Source organism: Flavobacterium sp. FPG59 (genome assembly GCF_002150205.1).
Classification (GTDB): Bacteria; Bacteroidota; Bacteroidia; order Flavobacteriales; family Flavobacteriaceae; genus Flavobacterium.
Genome location: NZ_MTCA01000067.1, coordinates 1 through 15,281 on the forward strand (window position 1 = coordinate 1; position 15,281 = coordinate 15,281).

General features: G+C 34.4%; 12 protein-coding genes. 3 read left to right on the forward strand and 9 right to left on the reverse strand.

The features are described 5' to 3' along the window. Positions 1-118 precede the first annotated feature (118 nt). Complete coding sequence (locus FPG59_RS08045; protein ID WP_086454101.1) at positions 119-589, forward strand: regulatory protein RecX; 471 nt, start codon at positions 119-121, stop codon at positions 587-589. On the opposite strand, the gene FPG59_RS08050 is transcribed toward FPG59_RS08045, so the two are convergent. The 5 genes from FPG59_RS08050 to FPG59_RS08070 form a co-directional block, all read right to left on the reverse strand. Further along, positions 575-1,729 (reverse strand): beta-ketoacyl synthase N-terminal-like domain-containing protein, encoded by a 1,155-nt coding sequence (locus FPG59_RS08050; protein WP_086454102.1) that lies wholly within the window; start codon positions 1,727-1,729, stop codon positions 575-577. The genes FPG59_RS08045 and FPG59_RS08050 overlap by 15 nt on opposite strands. Positions 1,730-1,856: 127 nt before the next feature. After that, positions 1,857-3,128, reverse strand: a complete 1,272-nt coding sequence (gene bioA / locus FPG59_RS08055; RefSeq protein ID WP_086454103.1) for an adenosylmethionine--8-amino-7-oxononanoate transaminase — start codon at positions 3,126-3,128, stop codon at positions 1,857-1,859. 57 nt (positions 3,129-3,185) lie between these two features. Beyond that, a complete protein-coding gene (gene bioD / locus FPG59_RS08060) occupies positions 3,186-3,803 on the reverse strand; it encodes a dethiobiotin synthase (protein ID WP_086454104.1) in 618 nt (205 codons plus the stop codon). A 189-nt stretch (positions 3,804-3,992) separates the two neighbouring features. Further along, on the reverse strand, positions 3,993-4,871 hold the full coding sequence (locus tag FPG59_RS08065) for a TraB/GumN family protein (RefSeq protein WP_086454105.1): 879 nt from the start codon (positions 4,869-4,871) through the stop codon (positions 3,993-3,995). Between the two features lie 74 nt (positions 4,872-4,945). Then, entirely contained in the window at positions 4,946-6,082 is a 1,137-nt protein-coding gene (locus tag FPG59_RS08070; protein ID WP_086454106.1) for an 8-amino-7-oxononanoate synthase, read from the reverse strand. A gap of 635 nt (positions 6,083-6,717) precedes the next feature. Between FPG59_RS08070 and FPG59_RS08075 the strand changes: the two genes are divergently transcribed. Beyond that, positions 6,718-7,794 carry an exopolyphosphatase gene (locus FPG59_RS08075; protein WP_086454112.1) on the forward strand — a complete coding sequence of 359 codons (1,077 nt, stop codon included), beginning with the start codon at positions 6,718-6,720 and terminating at the stop codon, positions 7,792-7,794. A gap of 225 nt (positions 7,795-8,019) precedes the next feature. Further along, a complete protein-coding gene (locus tag FPG59_RS08080; protein ID WP_086454107.1) occupies positions 8,020-8,562 on the forward strand; it encodes a GNAT family N-acetyltransferase in 543 nt (180 codons plus the stop codon). Between the two features lie 44 nt (positions 8,563-8,606). Here FPG59_RS08080 and FPG59_RS08085 read toward each other — a convergent pair whose 3' ends face one another. The 4 genes from FPG59_RS08085 to FPG59_RS08100 all read right to left on the reverse strand — a co-directional run bounded on the left by FPG59_RS08085 (position 8,607) and on the right by FPG59_RS08100 (position 15,187). After that, complete coding sequence (locus FPG59_RS08085; RefSeq protein ID WP_086454108.1) at positions 8,607-8,888, reverse strand: F0F1 ATP synthase subunit epsilon; 282 nt, start codon at positions 8,886-8,888, stop codon at positions 8,607-8,609. 69 nt (positions 8,889-8,957) lie between these two features. Next, positions 8,958-10,469, reverse strand: a complete 1,512-nt coding sequence (gene atpD, locus FPG59_RS08090) for a F0F1 ATP synthase subunit beta (protein WP_086454109.1) — start codon at positions 10,467-10,469, stop codon at positions 8,958-8,960. A gap of 257 nt (positions 10,470-10,726) precedes the next feature. After that, entirely contained in the window at positions 10,727-12,307 is a 1,581-nt protein-coding gene (locus FPG59_RS08095; RefSeq protein WP_086454110.1) for an SGNH/GDSL hydrolase family protein, read from the reverse strand. A gap of 30 nt (positions 12,308-12,337) precedes the next feature. Then, the gene (locus FPG59_RS08100; protein ID WP_086454111.1) at positions 12,338-15,187 is read right to left on the reverse strand and encodes a TonB-dependent receptor; all 2,850 of its coding nucleotides are present in this window, start codon (positions 15,185-15,187) and stop codon (positions 12,338-12,340) included. Between the last annotated feature and the right edge of the window lie 94 nt (positions 15,188-15,281).

Genomic DNA, 15,281 nt, shown 5'->3' on the forward strand with positions numbered 1-15,281 from the left:
ACTCTAGTTACATCGTTTTATTTGTAAGGTTATCTCATAAAGTTACTTTTTACAAAAACTGTTACACTAGGTTATTAGATACTATTGTTGCATTTTTGTTTACAAATTAACCTCAATCATGAAAGAAGTATTCTCTATAAAAGAAGCTATTAAAAAAATAGAGCATTATTGCGCTTATCAAGAACGATGCCACGACGAAGTAGTTCAAAAACTACGAACCATGAAAATGGATACTGATGAAATAGACACCATCATTGTCAAACTAATACAGGATAATTTCTTGAATGAGAGTCGGTTTGCTTGTAGTTTTGCTAGAGGAAAGCATCGAATTAAATTTTGGGGAAAAAACAGAATTGTAAATGAACTCAAATTCCGAAACATTGGTCAATACAACATCAATCTCGCGCTAAAAGAAATATCAAATGAGGAATATTTAGACACTTTTGAAAAAATAGCCACACGAAACTGGGACAGCATCAAAGAAACCAATCTTCAAAAAAAGCGAAAGAAGTTTTGTGATTATTTACTAAGAAAAGGATTTGAAAGCAACTTGATTTATGAAAAAGTAAAAGAATTAGAGGCTCAATAAAACACTTACAGCATTTCCACCAAAACCTACTGCATTCACTAAAACTTTTTTTACGGGTCTTTTTTGTTGCTGCGCTTTCGCAAAAGGAACTCCAACAAACGTATTGTGCTGCATCATTAAAATAGCGAACTCCATGCTTAGAATTCCTGATGCACCAAATGTGTGACCGATTTTCCATTTATTAGTAGTTACTAATGGCAAGCTTTCGCCAAAGACTTTTTGTATCGCTTTATACTCTGTCAAATCCCCTTTTATAGTTCCTGGTGCATGCATGACAATTACATCAACATCTGACAAAGCAGTATCTTTTAAAGCCATTGCCATCGATTTTTGAAAGCAAACTGCTTCAGCAGAAATGGAAATATTATGCTCTAAAATTTCAGTGGCATAGCCAATTCCCTCAATGTATGCTAATGCGTTTTCTTTTTTACCCATTTCCAGACAACAAACACCTGCACCTTCACCTAGAATCATGGTGTTTTGTGTTTTATCTAAATCTAAAGCACGGTTTGGGTATAACTCGTTAGATCTTGAATAAATCTTCAATGCTTTCATTTGGGCAATTGTAAAATCAGTCAATGGAGCTTCACTACCTCCAACCAAAAATTTATCAACCATTCCTGATCTCAGCCATGCTACACCATTTAAAACAGCATGTAAAGCAGTAGAGCAAGTGATGGAGTGGGAAATTTCAGGTCCTGTACTTTGCAAATCATGTGCTACCCACGAAGAAATATTACCCAAAGTAGTGGTTGGTGATACTAGTGTTTGCGCCTTTCCTGTTTCTAAGTATTCTTGATGGTGTTTTTCAAATAAATCAGTTGCACCACGTGATGAACCAATATTGATTCCGAATACATCATTTTCACCCCAGCCCGCTTGCTGTATTGCGTTACGAGAAGCCTCAATAGCATATAAAACTGAATTATCAAGGAATTTATATTTTATATCAGACTGTTTTAAAAGTTCCACTTTAGCAGCCGAAACACTATCCAAAGGCGCTACAAACGCTGGTGTTTTATCAATTACTTTGTTTACAAAACAATGTTGCTCCTTTAGATAATTCTCCCATATTATTTCAAGATTATTCCCTAACGGGGAAACGGACGAAAGCGCTGTAATGGATATAATTTGTGACAAGATACTTTTGATTTGATTGCAAAGGTCGCAAAGTTTTACACAAAGTTTGCTAAGGTTTAGGCCTAAATAACAATTTCGAAACTTTTTGTGACTTCATTTATAATTACAAAAAATATTTACCCAATACCTATACTATTTCTAAGACCTCTTCTACAACTTTATAAATTTTTTGCAACTGATCATCAGTGATGATGTATGGAGGTAAAATATAAACAATATTCCCAACAGGTCTTAAAATCACACCATTTTCGATAAAAAAATCATAAAGTTTGTTTCGCAATGATCCATAGTAACTAGCTTCACCCTCTGTTTTGATTTCTAAAGCAAATATAGTTCCCAAGACTCGCGTAGTTGTTACCTTAGAGTGTCCCTTGATTTTAATTTGAAAATCCAAATGATTTTGATTCACCCGAACCAAATTAGCTTGCATCTCGGGAGTATTTAACAACTCTAAACTGGCTAAAGCAGCAGCACAACCGGTAGGATTTGCTGTAAAGGTGTGTCCGTGAAACAATGCCTTATTAATATCATCATCATAAAAAGCTTCGAAGATATCTTGTGTAAAAGTTGTTATTGCCATTGGAATAGTACCACCAGTCAGCGCCTTGGACAAACACATGATATCTGGTTTTGTTAACACATAATCCATCGCGAAGTTTTTACCCGTTTTTCCAAAACCAGTCATCACTTCATCAGCGATGGTCAAAACGCGATTATCATTACAAATTTGCAACAAAACATCTAGTGTTTCCGGTTCATACATCACCATTCCCGCTGCGCCTTGCACTAAAGGTTCAAAGATAAAAGCGGCACACTTGTTATTTTTTATTTGCTCGCGTAAAGCTTGGTAACTTTCTTCCTCTTTTCCTGAAACAGGCACAGGAATTCTCACTACATCAATAAACATTCCTTCAAATGCTTGAGTGTAAAATGAAATTCCGCTAGCAGCCATCGCCGCAAAAGTATCACCATGAAAAGCATTTTCAAATGCAATGATTGTAGTACGTTGCTCTCCTTTGTTAAAAAAATATTGCAACGCCACTTTGATACCAACTTCAACAGCAGTAGAGCCGTTATCAGAAAAGAATACTTTTTGTTGGTTTTTAGGTAAAATCTCAAGTAATTTCTCCCCTAAAACAATGGCAGGTTCATGTGTAAAACCGCCAAAAAGAACATGTTCCAGAGTTGTTAATTGCTTGTAAATAGCATCGGCAATAAATGTATTGCTATGTCCATAAGGATTCACCCACCATGAGGCAATGGCATCGATGTATTCTTTATCATTTTCGTCCCAAAGTAAAGCTCCTTTACCTCTTTTGATTGCAATAGGAACGGCTGCCGTTTTATGTTGTGTATAAGGATGCCAAAGATGTTTTTGGTCTCTTTCAGTTAATGTCATTTCAAATAATATATTTCGCAAAGATACATAGAGATGGCAACGTGTTTTACAAAAATGTTACAAACTCAATAGCTTTTCCCTGAACATATCAGCGTATTCTTTAATTACATTTTGATCAAAATAAGGTTCTTGTTCAATTCTGCCAATACAGTTTAAACCTGTTTTAGAAAGGATAATGGTTTCGGTAGCATTATTTTCATCACCGGAAAAAAGAATTCCCGCCACTTCAATTTTCCTGTTCTGAAGCGCCTCAATCGTTAATAATGTGTGATTGATACTCCCCAGATAGTGTCTAGAAACTACAATGACTTTATAGTCAGATTGAATCAAATCTATCACACAATCTGTATCATTTATTGGAACAAATACACCACCTGCACCTTCTACCACAAGGTGATTATCAGTTTTTGGTTCCACTATTTTTTGTAAATCAATGATAACACCATCACAAGCTGCGGCATAATGCGGACTTGCTGGAGTTTTTAAGGCATAAGCATTGGGGTGAAGTCTTGTTATAGAATTTGACAGAAAGGATTTCACTTTATGACTGTCTGAATGGTCTAAATCTCCGGCTTGAATAGGCTTCCAATAATCGGCCTCAAGCGCCTCTGTAATAATAGCTGCTGCAATAGTTTTACCTACATCGGTTCCTATTCCTGTTATAAATAGTTTCATAGATTATGAATTTTTACAAAAATAGAAAACCCATCACAAAGATGGGCTTATTTCTAATATTCTTTTAAATCTTATAACATCTATCATAAATTGATGCCAAGCATTCAACTCTTACATCAACACAAAAAATTGATAATTATAATTTTTGTTTTTCTAATCTAAAAATTAATTTTCGATTTAAATTCAACTTTAGTTCAATATCGGCTTTACGGTATAACCGGCTTTTTTTAGCAAGTTGATCACTCCTTTTTCACCTAACAAATGCCCTGCTCCTACTGCAAAGAATGAACTTTTATCTCTCATAATACCTGGCATTTTCTCAACCCAATTGGTATTGCGTTCTTCAAGCAACCATTTTTTTGAGTTTTCGTTTAGAAATTTAGGGTTTGTAATTTGGTTGTACAATTCTACTAAATTTTCATTTTTATAAGACTGAACCATTTTCTGGGTATCTTCAAGTTTTGATTCCTTTAACATAGCAATCATTTGGTCATCATTATAGGCTTTACCCATGAATTGCATTTGTGCCTCACCCGTTTCTAATCCTCCTAATTTTTTATTCCCCGCTTTAGCAATACTTGATAGTTCCATCTCATAAAATTTCAAATTGGTACACCCAAAAGATTTCATGGTAATCAAACTCATTACAGTAAACAAACTAAAATTATCTACCTGTTGAACAGTCATACCTGTTTTTTCTTTCAAGATAGAATCCAAGTCTGCAAGTTGTTGAGCTGTAAGTTTTTTGCTTAAAGGCTCTGAACCCATTGCCGATTTTTGCAAATAAGCCATTTCATTAGGATCGTTCAAATCAATTTCAAGAAACAAATTTTCGGCATTATTTAACGCTTTTTTTGTTTTATCAGTAAGAAAATAATCCTCATTACAAATCATATGTACTGTACCATAAAGATAAGACGGTTTTGCATTTCCGTTACCTGAAATCTCCCATAATAATGAGTTTTCATTTTCTGGAATTGCTGCTTTTTTATTGTTTTGCGCTATGCTTACTTGTGATATTAAAAGTATTGCAAGAGCTGATAATGATTTTCTAATTACGTTTTTCATTTTATTTTTTGTTTATCTATTTACATGAAATAAGTAATTATATTCAGAAAACGTTACAAAAAAACGAAACTAAATTATAAAAGTGAGTAGATACAATGCATCACAGCCGAAATTTCTTGAGTAGAATTATAACTGTGTAAACAAAAACGAAGACGCTCTTGTCCCTCTGGCACCGTAGGGGAAAGAATCGCTTTTACATCAAAACCTTTTTCTTGTAATTGACCTGCTATAGCTTTTACTTTTTCATTACCAGGAATAATAGCCGATTGTATTGCTGATTTACTGCGAACAAAAAGTGGTTTTAATCCTAACAAGTTCTTTTGTTGATTGAATGAAACGATATTTTTTCTCAATTTTAAAATTGAATTTGAATCCTGTTTTAAATGCCCATAAGCAATTAAGATAGAAGCAACAGCATGCGGCGAAAGTCCTGTAGTGTAAATAAAACTTCGGGCAAAATTTACTAAATAATCCCGTAAACTTTGCGATCCTAAAATAGCAGCACCGTGACAACCCAAACCTTTACCATAAGTCATTATCCTTGCAAAAACATAATCTTGCAAACCAAGCATTTGCACATAACCTTCTCCTTTATCCCCAAAAACACCTAATGCATGTGCTTCATCAACTACTACATAACAGTTGTGTTTGGTTGCAACCAAAATTAATTCTTCAAGATTAGGACAATCCCCATCCATAGAAAAAACCGATTCTGTGACAATGTAAATAACTGTATTAGGATTTCGTAGAATTAATTTTTCTAAATCTTCAAAATCATTGTGATTGAATTTATAGGCCTTGGCTCTTGATAATTGAATCCCATCACGTATGGAGGCATGGCTCAACTCATCGTATAGAATTAAATCTCCTTTTTGCGGCACTGATCCAAAAAAACCAAGATTAGCATCATAACCTGAATTGAAAAGTAATGCCGTTTCTGATTGATGAAATCTAGAAATGTACTCCTCGGTTGTCTTATAAAGCTTGTGATTTCCAGAAATTAATCTAGATCCCGTTGCGCCGTTTTGAATGATTTCGTTGGTAATTAAATACTGATGCGTCTCGTTAAAAATTATTTCTGATTGTGAAAACCCTAAGTAATCATTTGATGAAAAATCAACTTCTCTTCGCAACGTGGGTAATATGCGCAAGGCATTTTGCTCCTTTCTAATTTCTAGTTTTTGAGATAAATGCTCTGGAATTTTTTTCATAGAACACAAAATTAAGCATTTTAAGTGAATTTGTTTATTATAAACAATATACTTAATGATGAACTTACTAATTAGCAAACGGCTCAAAAAAAGTATTTTTTTTCATTATAACAAGCTTTAAAATCAAATGGAATACACCAATGCGAGAAAACTCAATTTACATTTTTGAATTACAAAAAATAAATTTAAACCACTACATTTTTTGAATACACGATAACAAAGGACAAATAAAATCCTGAGATCATTTACTATTACTTTACCTAAATACCATATTTAACGATGAACCAAATGAGTTAAACACCAACTTGAACCATTACTTGATACGTCAGATTAACATCTCAATAAAACACTATCTTCATGATAATTAACAAACAACCCAATTAAGGATGTATTTTGTCGAGTATTTTCTTAGTTCAACGAGTATTTAACAATACCTATTCTCCAATAGATTTAAACCTATACATTTGCATCGAATTATAATTTTTTGTTAAAATAAAGTCATATTAAATATTTTGTCCGCCATAATAATTCATTAATTACAAAAACCATATTTTCAAAAAGAAAATTCAAAATCAATAGAATTTAAAAAAATTAAAATCAATTAAACAGCAATGAAAATTAACAGTATATCTTCTATGAAGAATAAAATACAAACAGCAACTGCCTTAGTTGTATTCATGTTCGTAAACAACATGATTGCTCAATCCAACAAAGATTTATATGCAGGTATAGAAATTGGTAGTAAGGGAGTAAAGGTTTCTGTTTTAGATGTAGATAACATCAAGAGAGGAAATTATGAAGTAAAAAAGTTTTGGACAGAAAACGTAGGTATTGCAAAAGGCATTTCTATTAATGGAAATCTTGGAGAAGAAGAAATTCTTAAAACGATCAAAGTAGTTAAAGAAAACCTAAAAACAATAGAAACCGAATTCAAAGTACCAAGCGAAAATGTTTTCTTAATAGGTTCATCTGGAGTTGCAATGGCAAAAAACCACAAGGACTTAATAGGTCGAATGAAAGCCGAAACAGGAAAAGACTTGGATTTTATTGATGCAAGCCAAGAAGGAAAGATGTTAATGAAAGGATTAATTCCACCTAACAAATACAAGAATTCATTGGTATTAGATATAGGAGGAGGAAATACAAAAGGAGGTTACGTAGATGTATCTGCCATGGAAGAATTTGTATTTTTCCCTGTAAGCTTAAATTACGGTTCTATCACACTAACTGAAATTGTAAACAAAAAAACAAAATCAGAGGAAATAAGCGATTATAATTCAAAATCTTTTGAATATATGCCTGAGTTACGTGCACAAACAACAGCAATGTTTAATTCCAAGCCAAAAGCTATGGACAAAAGTTCTGTCTATTTTTCTGGTGGTGCCGTTTGGGCTTTCTTTACTCTAAGCATGAACAAAACAGATGAAAATTTTTGCGAGTTTACCATGGATGATGTTATTAGTTACGATGTTGTTATCAAAAACAATTACGCCCGATACAAGCAAATGGCAGCTACTGACAAAGAAATAGAAAGAGTACTGAATACATACTCACAAAAACACCTCATTTCTGGAAATAATATTTTAATAACACTACTAGAAAACATTCCAGATGTAAAAAATAAAAAATTATATTTCAGTAAAGAAGGACAAATAGCTTGGCTTGTTTCCTACATAGCAGATAGATCAAAGAGAGTTAAGAAAATAATGTAATTTTCAAAAGCTCCTACTTAAAATAGAATCGAAATCGTAAACTACTCTTTATGATTTCGATTTTTTTTATTTTAATGATTTGATACGAATTTTAAATAATGCTAATAAAACTAGTATTTGCCTATAAACATCAAAATTGATCTAAACAAAAAAAAACAATAATTAAATAAAAGCAAGCTTCATTATTTTTAACTTGCATGGGCACTATGTATTAAACGTAAGACCATGAAAAATATTCAACTTCAAAGAGCATCAACTTCAAAAGAATTACAAGAAATTATCACCCTACAACAGCAAAATGTATCCAATGCCATATCTGCAGAGGAGAAAAAGAAAGAGGGTTTTGTTACTCTTCGGCATACTTTTGAATTATTAGAACAAATGAATAATGCCTGTCCGCATTGTATCGCGAAAGCAAATGATACCGTAATAGGTTATGCACTTGTGATGAAACCAAGTTTTAAAGACACTATTGAAGCTTTAGAGCCCCTGTTTGATGAAATTCAAAACCTAGTACCGCAACATAAAAACTATCTCATAATGGGACAAATATGCATTTCAAAAGAATACCGAGGATTAGGTATCTTTAGAAAACTGTACCATTTTTTCAAAGAGGAACTGAGCTATCAATTTGACTGTCTTATTACCGAAGTAGCGTCCATAAATACAAGATCATTAAACGCACATCAAGCTGTGGGATTTAGAACCTTAAAAACATATCAGGAACAAGATATTACTTGGCATATTATGATTTGGGATTGGGCATAAAAAAACCCCGCATGTAGCGAGGTTTTATATTTTTTGAAATTATCTTAGTCAACTAAAACAATTACTTTATTGTCTTTCATTTCAATGGTACCTGAATTAATTTCCAAAGTATAGTTTTGAGAATCAACCATAGTAAATTTAGCAGCAACTTCTTTGACAAATTTGAAATTTGAAGCTGTAATTTTTACAAGTCCTTTTTCTAAAATAGAAACTATTGGAGCGTGATTATTCAATATTTGAAAACTACCATCAACACCTGGTAAAGCTACCGAAGTAACTTCTGCTGAGAACAATTTTGCTTCTGGTGAAACTATTTCTAATAACATATTTTTTAGTTTACAGTCTCAGTTAACAGTCTCAGTACAAAATACTGAGACTGAACACCGAATCTTAATTTATGCTTCCGCTAACATTTTCTCTCCAGCTTCTATAGCCTCTTCAATAGTCCCTTTAAGGTTGAATGCTGATTCTGGTAAGTGATCTAATTCACCATCAATAATCATATTAAATCCTTTGATAGTATCTTTGATATCAACTAAAACACCTTTTAACCCTGTAAATTGCTCAGCAACGTGGAAAGGTTGAGATAAGAAACGTTGTACACGACGCGCTCTTGAAACAGCTAACTTATCTTCTTCAGATAACTCTTCCATTCCAAGAATCGCAATGATATCTTGTAATTGCTTATATTTTTGTAAAATTTCTTTTACTCTTTGTGCGCAATCATAATGCTCATCACCTAAGATTTGAGGAGTAAGGATTCTTGAAGTTGAATCTAATGGATCAACCGCAGGATAAATACCTAACTCAGCAATTTTACGAGACAATACAGTTGTTGCATCTAAGTGAGCAAAAGTCGTTGCTGGCGCCGGGTCAGTTAAGTCATCCGCAGGAACGTAAACCGCTTGTACAGATGTAATAGAACCTTTATTTGTAGATGTGATACGCTCTTGCATCGCTCCCATTTCTGTAGCTAATGTTGGTTGGTATCCTACCGCAGATGGCATACGACCTAAAAGTGCCGATACTTCAGAACCTGCTTGAGTAAAACGGAAGATATTATCCACGAAGAACAATACATCTTTACCTTGATCAGTTCCTGCTCCATCACGGAAATACTCAGCAATAGATAATCCAGAAAGTGCCACACGAGCACGAGCTCCTGGAGGCTCATTCATTTGTCCGAAAACGAAAGTAGCTTTAGACTCTCTCATTCCTGGCAAATCTACTTTTGATAAATCCCATCCTCCATTTTCCATAGAGTGCATGAACTCATCACCATATTTTATAATTCCTGACTCTAACATCTCACGAAGCAAGTCATTCCCCTCACGTGTTCTTTCTCCTACTCCTGCGAATACTGAAAGTCCACCGTGACCTTTTGCAATATTGTTAATCAACTCCTGAATCAATACTGTTTTACCAACACCAGCTCCACCAAATAATCCAATCTTACCCCCTTTTGAGTAAGGCTCAATCAAATCAATTACTTTGATACCTGTGAATAAAACTTCAGAAGAAGTTGATAAGTCTTCGAATTTAGGTGCCTGACGGTGAATTGACATTCCGTTTTCACCTGTTTTAGGTAATTCTGGCAAACCGTCAATAGCGTCACCAATTACGTTAAACAAACGTCCGTAAACATCTGCTCCAATTGGCATTTGGATAGGATTTCCTGTTCCAACTACTTCATAACCTCTACTCAAACCATCTGTTGAGTCCATCGAAATGGTACGAACCGTGTTTTCACCAATGTGAGATTGTACTTCAAGTACTAATAAAGTACCATCTTTTTTTGTGATTTCTAACGAATCATAAATTTTTGGAAGTTCAACATCCTTACCGTTGAAAACTACGTCAACTACTGGTCCAATGATCTGGGCAACTTTTCCTATTACTTTCGACATTACTTATGTATTTATTAAATAGCTATTTAGGTTTATGAAATAGTTCCAATCGAAACGTATCGATTAAATGCTTTTTTCAGTGTGCAAAGATAATTTTTTAAAATATAAAATCAATTATTTTTTAGAAAAAATGGATATTTTTAGTAGATCCCATATAAACAACTAAAAAAAAGAAAAATGACAACATTATTCTCAAAAAAAAGAAAGACCACTTACAAAGCGTAAGTGGTCTTTAAAATATCATTTTAAATAAGAATTTATAATGTTGCTGGATATAGAACTCTATACAAACTTACATCTTTGTTTTTTATATTTGAACCAAATTTAGCATTGATTGCATCAGTGAATAAATTAGCAATAATGGCGTAACCTCTCGGACTAGGATGAACTCCATCAAGAGAGAACATACCACCAGTTACAAAGGCAGAAGTCGTTCTAAAACCATTGTATACAATACCACCATTAGCCAATTGATCAGTAACACCTTTTAACTCAACAAATGCCAAACCTTTTGAATCAGCAATAGATTTAATAGTAGCATTGTACGCATCAGTAGCAACCTTAACCTCAGCAACTTCTGCTTTTGTCAACACATGAACATCCTGCATAGGGTAGGTCACCCCAAATGCATTTAAAGGCGCAGGTGGCGCTATACCAAGTCCAGAATTTACAGCTGTTGGAGCAGCAGCTATTGCAGATTGCGCAGTAAGCACGATTAAATCCTCCCTTGTTGCTTGTCTAGCACGACCAAAAACTTGACCATAAAACGCAGCAGTTTGAGCTCCTAAAGTAGGTGTAAAAGCAGCAGTTAACTGTGCAGAAAGATTAGGCAAACTCTCATCAACAATCAATAAAGGGTTTACTGCAGTAGTCGAAAGTAATTCGATACGCGAGCCAGCACCAAAAGCAGTTAACGCCTGCTTCAATGGCCCGTACAATTGCGCATTTAAACTTTGTATCGTAGCTGTACCGACAGCAACATTACCACGACCTAATACTGATGCAGTAAGAGGATTAAATGGTACCGTAGTAAAAAATGGTAACGCCGTTACATACGGTAAATTTGCCACAACACCTTTCGCTCCCTTTGCCGTCATTGCGTTAACGATATTGTTGTAAGCACTAGCAAAAACAGTTGGATCTGTAATATCATTGCTTAGATAGGTTGTTGAATCTAAATTTCCAGTTCTATTAACCCCACTTCCTCCAGATGTAGCATAACCTAAAACATCATTACCACCAATCCACAAAGAGAAAAAGGTAGGATCTTGAGCAACTGCATCAGCAACAACAGAAGCTGTTCTTGACGTTGCAAATCGCGCAAAATAAGGGCTGCTTGCTGGGAAACTACCTATTTTTGCAACATCTCCATAGTCAGCCGCTGTCAAATTGTAACTTTTTGCTCCCGGAATACCTAAATTATTAAAGGATCCTGTAAGCTTTACAGTCACTTCAGTAGATGGTCTACCTGTAACAGGAGCAGGACCTGCACCATTAAAAAACAAACGCTGACCTAAAATTACATTTCCACCCAACAAAAGTCCACCTATATTATCATTCATCAAAGGTGTTTTAAACTCTCCACCACCCAATAATGCAAATTGTTGAGCAATTATATTAGGATAAGCACCTTTTTGAGCCTCAATAAACAAGGCATTATCACTAAAACCTGCAGCATAAGAATCTCCTAATGCAACATATTTAGACACATTTACCGTACCAGCTGTTAAAGGCTTACCATCAGATGAATTAGTTTCTACAACAACAACTTCATCCTCATTATTACACGCTACAAATGCTAGCGAAGCAAATAATAGCCATTTGAAATTTTTTATCATTTTTCTTTGATTTTACTGTTAATTTAATCCTTACGGGTTAATGGTCCATGAAGCAAAATATTGCTGCCCAATAAGTCCCGCACCTAATACTTGCGCATACTCTCTTCTTCCGATATTTGCAGCACCTACTTTTAGAGTAGATTTTAAAGACGGGAAGTTGTAGTTCAACTGTGCATCTATAACCGTTGCAGCTTCAATAGTTCCGTCAGCAAAAGAAGATTGCCATAGGTACTCACTATTCCATCTACCACTGATGTTAAAACCAAAATTCTTGAATAATTTTTCATTACCAATTGACGCTTTTACACGGTGTTTTGGAGTATTGAATCCCGCTTCAAAACTTGGATCTTTAGATTCATCAAAACTAAATTCAGCAAAATTGTAATTAGCTCCTATTTCAAAATCTTTGTACACTTTTCTTGATAATCCTAATCCAAAACCAATAGATTCAATTTCAAGTGGTGTATTAGTATACAACTGAAAAGCTCTAGTATTTGCAGTTCGTAGCGCATGTACTGATTGACCACCTTGATCAGTAGGAAAAACTGCCAAATCAGCACCAGCCGGATTAGGAGCGTCTTGAGCCGTACCATATAATGGAGCTACAACATTTAAGTTACCTATAAAGTTGTTGTAAATATTGTAATACCCATTGATATCAATAGAAGTTTTATTGATAAAAGAACGGTATCCTAGTTCAAAAGCTTTAACCTCTTCAGGCTTCACTAAACCTGCTGTTGTTTTTCTTAACAATGTAGCATTGCCAGAAGCGCTAAATGCAGCCACAGAAGTAGCGGTGTAAGAATTGTTATAGGCGTTTAAACCATTAATATTTACTGTGCCACCCACTGTAGGTACTGCTGCGCCTGCAACAGGCAATGTTTCTCTAAAACGAGTTAAATTATCTGGTGCCGAACCCAATAAAATTGCGCTACCAACGTTAAAACCAATGTATTGATCTTGTGTAGTTGGGTTTCTAAAACCTGTTTGAAAAGAACCTCTAAAATTGTGGTTTTTATCTTTTCCGCCAGAATACACAAGTGAAACTCTTGGTGAAATGTTGCCATCAAAATTTTGTGCCTTGTCATAACGAATAGACCCAGTAAATTTTAAACGGTCATCCATCATTTTTTTCATCACTTGCGTGTACGCTCCATATTCGTCATAACGTATTGGTCCGTCTGCATCTGTATAAATACGACCAAAAGAGTTTAATTCATACAATCTGTAAGATCCACCCACTTGAATTTCAGCAAATTTGATAAGATCTTTAAAATTATAATTAGCATCAGAATGGTAGATTCTAGAATTATCAACTAATCGTGATCCTGATAATACATCTGGATTTGCGATAACCTGATTAAATGCATTTTTAAAAGCCTGCGTACCCGGAACAAATCTAGCACCTCTAGGAGCACTTGGATTATTTGGATCAATATTTGGAGTTAAATTTAATCCTGCTGGAACAATATTATTATCAGCAAAATTTCTTGCAGCTGCATGAGCTTGGCTTGGAATCAAACCTAATTGCAAAGTACTTCCTGCAAAAGCCCTTCCGTAATCTGTAAACCAGTTAGTATCTGATTTAGCTAATCTATTTATATTGATACCAGTAAATAACATATCGTAAGATTGGCCTCCATCTTCAGTAGTTGTATATCCTCTTACAAAGAAATTCTTTCCTTTAAACTCTAATTTATGCTGTTGCATAAAAAAATTATTCAAATAATAACGGTTTGCACCTTGATAAACGGTATTACCAAAACCAAATTTACTTTGCCAAATCACTTCTAACCTTTCATCACCTAACGGACGTAAATGCAAAGAGAAATCTATTTTTGTATTTGAAACTTTGTTGTCAGTTAAATCAACTTCATTGTATCCAGTTCTTGAAATTCTTTCAGAAGGTAAAGTTGGTGCACTAATTATTGTCGCAACCTCATCACCATAAACGTTCATTCCATCATATCCATGATGAGATCTATCTCTACCAGCTACAGTTCTATCATCATAGTTTACAGCATGCCATTCAGTTCCTCTCATGTAAGCAAAGTTGGCTTTTGCTGCAAAATATTTATTAAAAGCCTTAGCCATACGTACACCATAATCTACGTAATCATTTGTTCCGGCTGCTTTTTGGCTGGTTTGACCAAATTTAGCATACGCTCTTATTCCTTCACTAGTAAATGGGCTTTTACTAGTCATAAATAAAATTCCGTTAAAAGCATTGGCACCATACAAAGCAGAAGATGCTCCTGGTAACAACTCCACTGATTGCACATCAATTTCAGAAACACCAATTAAGTTTCCTAAAACAAAGTTTAATAATGGCGAAGAGTTATCCATACCATCTACTAACTGCATAAATCTTGTATTTGCTACTGTAGCAAAACCTCTAGTGTTAATAGACTTAAAAGACATACTTGAAGTGTTCATTTGAACTTCTTTCATGTTCTCTAAACCGTCGTAAAAAGAAGGAGAAGCTGTTTTCTTAATGTCAGCAATTCCCATTCTCTCAATAGTTACTGGTGATTCAAGAACACGCTCAGGAGTTCTGGACGCAGAAACTACGATTTCATCAAGTTTATTCTCTTCATCTAATAATTTCACTGTAACCTTTTGGCTACTTGAAGTAATAGACACTCTTTGAGAAATAAAACCAACAGTGGATACCTCTATTACAAAGGGTGGTCTTTTAGGTGATTTCAAAATAAAGGCACCTGTTACATCACTTGTGGTCCCTGCAGATTCTCCAACAACCTTAATGTTGGCTCCAGGAATTGGCTGGCTGTTACTATCTGTAACAACACCTGAAATTGTGCTTTGCGCAAAAGATAGGCTGCAAAAAAACAATGTCAAAAAAAGTAAATACACTCTCATTGGTCTATAATTTGTTGGTTTATGTAGCCAAAGTACAAATATTTTTGATATTATTAAAAAATGAACAAATAAATTTCATATTTAGCATATATAT

What these genes read in the sequence shown, in the direction of transcription:
- FPG59_RS08045 (WP_086454101.1), top strand. Translation starts at nt 119, where the DNA reads ATGAAAGAAGTATTCTCTATAAAAGAAGCTATTAAAAAAATAGAGCAT.
- bioA (WP_086454103.1), bottom strand. Translation starts at nt 3,128, where the DNA reads ATGACATTAACTGAAAGAGACCAAAAACATCTTTGGCATCCTTATACA.
- bioD (WP_086454104.1), bottom strand. Translation starts at nt 3,803, where the DNA reads ATGAAACTATTTATAACAGGAATAGGAACCGATGTAGGTAAAACTATT.
- FPG59_RS08065 (WP_086454105.1), bottom strand. Translation starts at nt 4,871, where the DNA reads ATGAAAAACGTAATTAGAAAATCATTATCAGCTCTTGCAATACTTTTA.
- FPG59_RS08070 (WP_086454106.1), bottom strand. Translation starts at nt 6,082, where the DNA reads ATGAAAAAAATTCCAGAGCATTTATCTCAAAAACTAGAAATTAGAAAG.
- FPG59_RS08075 (WP_086454112.1), top strand. Translation starts at nt 6,718, where the DNA reads ATGAAGAATAAAATACAAACAGCAACTGCCTTAGTTGTATTCATGTTC.
- FPG59_RS08080 (WP_086454107.1), top strand. Translation starts at nt 8,020, where the DNA reads ATGAAAAATATTCAACTTCAAAGAGCATCAACTTCAAAAGAATTACAA.
- FPG59_RS08085 (WP_086454108.1), bottom strand. Translation starts at nt 8,888, where the DNA reads ATGTTATTAGAAATAGTTTCACCAGAAGCAAAATTGTTCTCAGCAGAA.
- atpD (WP_086454109.1), bottom strand. Translation starts at nt 10,469, where the DNA reads ATGTCGAAAGTAATAGGAAAAGTTGCCCAGATCATTGGACCAGTAGTT.
- FPG59_RS08095 (WP_086454110.1), bottom strand. Translation starts at nt 12,307, where the DNA reads ATGATAAAAAATTTCAAATGGCTATTATTTGCTTCGCTAGCATTTGTA.
- FPG59_RS08100 (WP_086454111.1), bottom strand. Translation starts at nt 15,187, where the DNA reads ATGAGAGTGTATTTACTTTTTTTGACATTGTTTTTTTGCAGCCTATCT.